Genomic DNA, 3,896 nt, shown 5'->3' with positions numbered 1-3,896 from the left:
TTGCTCGGTAGTACACCGTCAATACAACCATCCAATCAAGCTGACCCGCGAGCACGCCAGTCTTTTAGGGCTATCATTCACATCTTTCCTGCTGGAAAGATGTGGCACCGCGGATAAGCGGTCAGCTTATCGCCAACGTTATGTGAGAAAAATGAAAACATTAACAATTCGCTGGCAAAGACACCTTAACGAAAACAATTGAAAAGGGTAGTGCTGGCCCAACACCACCCCCCCACCTGCTAAGCTCTTCTACTGAGCATAATTAAAACACCCACCAGAACTCCTATTGGAAAAATTGCAGCTTCCATAAGAAAATCTCCTTTTAAAAGAATTGGTCTTTGGATCAAATCTCAAGAAGACAAAATATTTTTTACAAACCTTGTGAAAATAGGTATAAATAAAAAATAACGCTTCTTGAAAGTAACCCCATCTAGGTAAAAAACAAGAGCGCAAAAAGAGCTGTTCACACATCGTCCCCAAATTAGCCGCAAACTAATTTAAGGGTTTAAAATGTGCGAAGGGCTTTTTTTATGCCCAACACTCGGATCAAACCACAACATATACGCCGAGTACACGAAGCAAACCACAACATATATGCACATGTAAAGAAAAAGTAGCGCATTTATTTTAAAAAACAGAATTTCTGTGAGATAAACAAGTTGGCCAGAAAACGACCTAATTTTTTCAACTAAACTACTTATGTTGTTTTGCTTATCTTTCCAGGATTAAAGAATTTACCAACCTAATTGGCTACCTGAATACTGAACCTTTTTTTTTGGCATTATGTCTATAGGAATACCTTTATCCTAAAGCCTAAGTTTCAACCCACCCATTAAAACAGTTAAAACGTCCTAGCTTCAACTTTGAAGTGCGACACCTTTTACGAAAACTTGACCCAAAAGAACTTAAGTGCTAGAAATCACATAACAAATCAATCAACCCGACTTGCGAGCACGTGCGTTCTCTTGAGTCAGCTTCAGCAACTTTAACCGTTTAAAATTGGTAGCCAGCTGGTTGGCAAGCCGGTTATCTCGGACGTTATGCATCAAAAAAAAGGAACCCAAATGTCATCAGCTCACAATTTAAAAGCAAAAATATCGTTATTCGCTCTATTATCATTCATTTTTCTTTTAAATGGCTGTTCTACTAAATTCACAACCACAGAGTCAGAAAACGGAACAATTCTATATAAATTAGAAGAAAAAGAAGCATTTAAAATTGCGCACCACTCAATGCTAAATGTCTTACCCGGCAGAAAAATAACCATTATTGACGGGCCGACTAAAGGTTACAGCACATATTTTCGTTCCGGCCTAGACACATATTCACAACAAATACTTGTTTTCCCTGCTAGCGGAATAGACCAAAGTGGAAATAAAGTATCAGGTTACTACTATGAGGTTTCAGGTAGTGGATCTTCATTTGTTCAAGGCAGAGCAAAAAATGTGTCTCTTTACGAAACATTAAATAAAAAATTGCAAGAAACAAACTCTGGTGTAATTGTCACCAACTTAAAAAATGAAAAATACTCATCAACAATTTCAGGAAATTTTTCAGAAGAAAACAATGAAGCATTTGACAATCTTGAACGTTTAAAAGAGCTATACGACAAAGGTATATTGACAGAAGAAGAATACAAAAATAAAAAAGCAGAACTTCTGGAGAAAATATAAGTAATAAAATTATGCATAACAATTCGCTCAAGCACGACGCGCGAGCACGCCTGTTTTAACGGCTTCGGCCATCTTAATACAACTCGAACTTACTCAACCCAAGCTAGGCGCGCGTCTTAGCTTTGCGTTAGTATTTTTCCCATTTTCTGTGTTTTCATTTGGTTTGTTTTTCACAAATCGAGGTTTCGCAACCTCACTTTGCCTGGGTGTATCTTTTTACCTAAAGTAATCCACAGGCATTTCAACAGCAATAACACCTTATCGCATTCTATCTATTTGGCAGTTGTCCCCCACTTCTCATCATTCAGCTCTTAACACCGAGCATTCCCGAACATCTCAAATATCAACAAAGGTAATACTTTGAGCAATTCATCCTAGAATTGCCGTGTACCTAACACAACTTTGGTATTTTCATCTTGCTTGGTTTATAGTTTGAAGTTAAGGTGCTTTAATTCGGCAGGCAAAGCAAAGTAACACTCTAATTTCAAAGAGCTTTCTTTCCATTGCTAACGTTGTAATTCGGGGTGCTGGGAAGTAATAGGCAAACTGCAAATCCACAATCAATTCAGAACAGTGGATCTTTAAACAACGGCATTATTGCAAGGGCTTAAACAACACCATACTAACCATCCAATCAAGCTGACCCGCGAGCACGCGAGACTTATCGGGCTATCATTCACACCTTTCCTACTGGAAAGGCGTGGCACCGCGGATAAGCGGTCAGCTTATCGCCAACGTTATGTGTAAGTATTTCTAAAACAATTACAAAGGCATTTAATGAGTAATAGAACTGAGGTATCAAGGGAAGTACTCAACAATTTTCTGGAGCGGTGGAGTATTGATAGAGTCGAATTAATGACTCTTGAGGAGTACGTTTCAGTTGGTAATAAAGATACCTTTTGTCAATGGCTTGAAACTAAAACAAGGTCACTTGGAAGCATAAAGGGAATAAATTCGAGTAAATTCGGTATCTATAAAAGAAGCAATAAAAATAAAAAACCTAAAAACCTAGTAAGTGATTCAGAATATTCTTGGCAAAGATATTATGGGCAAACAAAGAGTGAAGCCTTTGAAAATATAAAGAAAGAAATTCTGTATATTATAAAGTTCTCACAGAAAGGACAATTTGAGAAACTGGATAATCTGCATTTGACATTGTTTGTAAAATGGAAAATAGCCTATCTATATTCAAACGAGAGGCTAATTCCAATATTCAAAAAATCCGTGCTTCATACAATAGCGCAAAGCTTCAAGCTAAAGGTTGATAAAAAAACAAAAAACTCAGAGATACAATATCTTATTATTGACAATAAGCCTGCACATGTCTCGATTTATGATTATGCTCATGAACTTTACACTAAATATGGAGACTCAGCTCTTACTGGCAAGCCTAGCTCATCTAAAAGAAAAAAAAGAAAGGCTGCTGAAAGCAGAAATAGTCAAAGCCAGCAGAGAAGAGGCGGTAGGAGCTACATAGCAACTCAAAATCATAATTTAATTCAAGAAAAACTGAAGCTCATTCTTGAGAAAGAACATGGCGTAGGCAAGGTTCTACTTGAAGAAAACTATGTTGATGTAAAAGTTGTTTTACCTAAAAAGCTACTTTTCTATGAGGTCAAGTCATCTGCTTATGCATCCGACTGTGTAAGAGAGGCATTGGGTCAAATATTGTCTTATTCATATCATGATGATGATAAGAGGAAAAAATTCTTATTTGTTGCAGGTCAATACGAGCCAAATAATGATGAAATAGGATATATAAACTATGTAAAAGATATGCTTAGCATTGATTTTGAATATATAAGCATTGCTTTAGATTAGAAATTATCACATAACAATGAGTTAGGGACTACAATAGCCACCCTACTTGACCTAAAACAACCCAAGCATTTAGAATCACATAACAAATCAATCAACCCGACTTGCGAGCACGCGTGTTCTCTAAAGTTGGCTTTAACAATTATAGCCGTTTGAAATTGGTAGCCAACTGGTTGGCAAGCCGGTTATCTCGGTCGTTATATGTGAGACAAAATGAAACAGCATTTCACTAATATATCAAATATATCTGTTTCAAGATCTGGAGCTATGAACCACCTTTGCCCTGAGCCAAACTGGGGAATATCATTCAATTTCACGCATGATGCAACTCATGTAATGCCACTGCTAAATGCGATATACCCAGACGCAGAACTACATAACTCACCACCAAGAATAAATTTTAAT

General features: G+C 37.0%; 3 protein-coding genes. All 3 read left to right on the top strand.

The window, feature by feature from the left end; genetic code table 11:
- Nucleotides 1–202: hypothetical protein (locus ABYK33_RS14555; protein WP_373034021.1), on the top strand; the 202-nt coding region annotated here is incomplete at its 5' end.
- 862 nt (nt 203–1,064) lie between these two features.
- On the top strand, nt 1,065–1,673 hold the full coding sequence (locus ABYK33_RS14550) for an SHOCT domain-containing protein (RefSeq protein WP_373034019.1): 609 nt from the start codon (nt 1,065–1,067) through the stop codon (nt 1,671–1,673).
- Between the two features lie 777 nt (nt 1,674–2,450).
- On the top strand, nt 2,451–3,494 hold the full coding sequence (locus ABYK33_RS14545; protein WP_373034018.1) for a hypothetical protein: 1,044 nt from the start codon (nt 2,451–2,453) through the stop codon (nt 3,492–3,494).
- Nucleotides 3,495–3,896 lie beyond the last annotated feature (402 nt).

Source organism: Sulfurovum sp. (assembly GCF_041562805.1).
Taxonomy (GTDB): Bacteria; Campylobacterota; Campylobacteria; order Campylobacterales; family Sulfurovaceae; genus Sulfurovum.
This window is presented reverse-complemented; position numbering and strand designations above follow the sequence as displayed.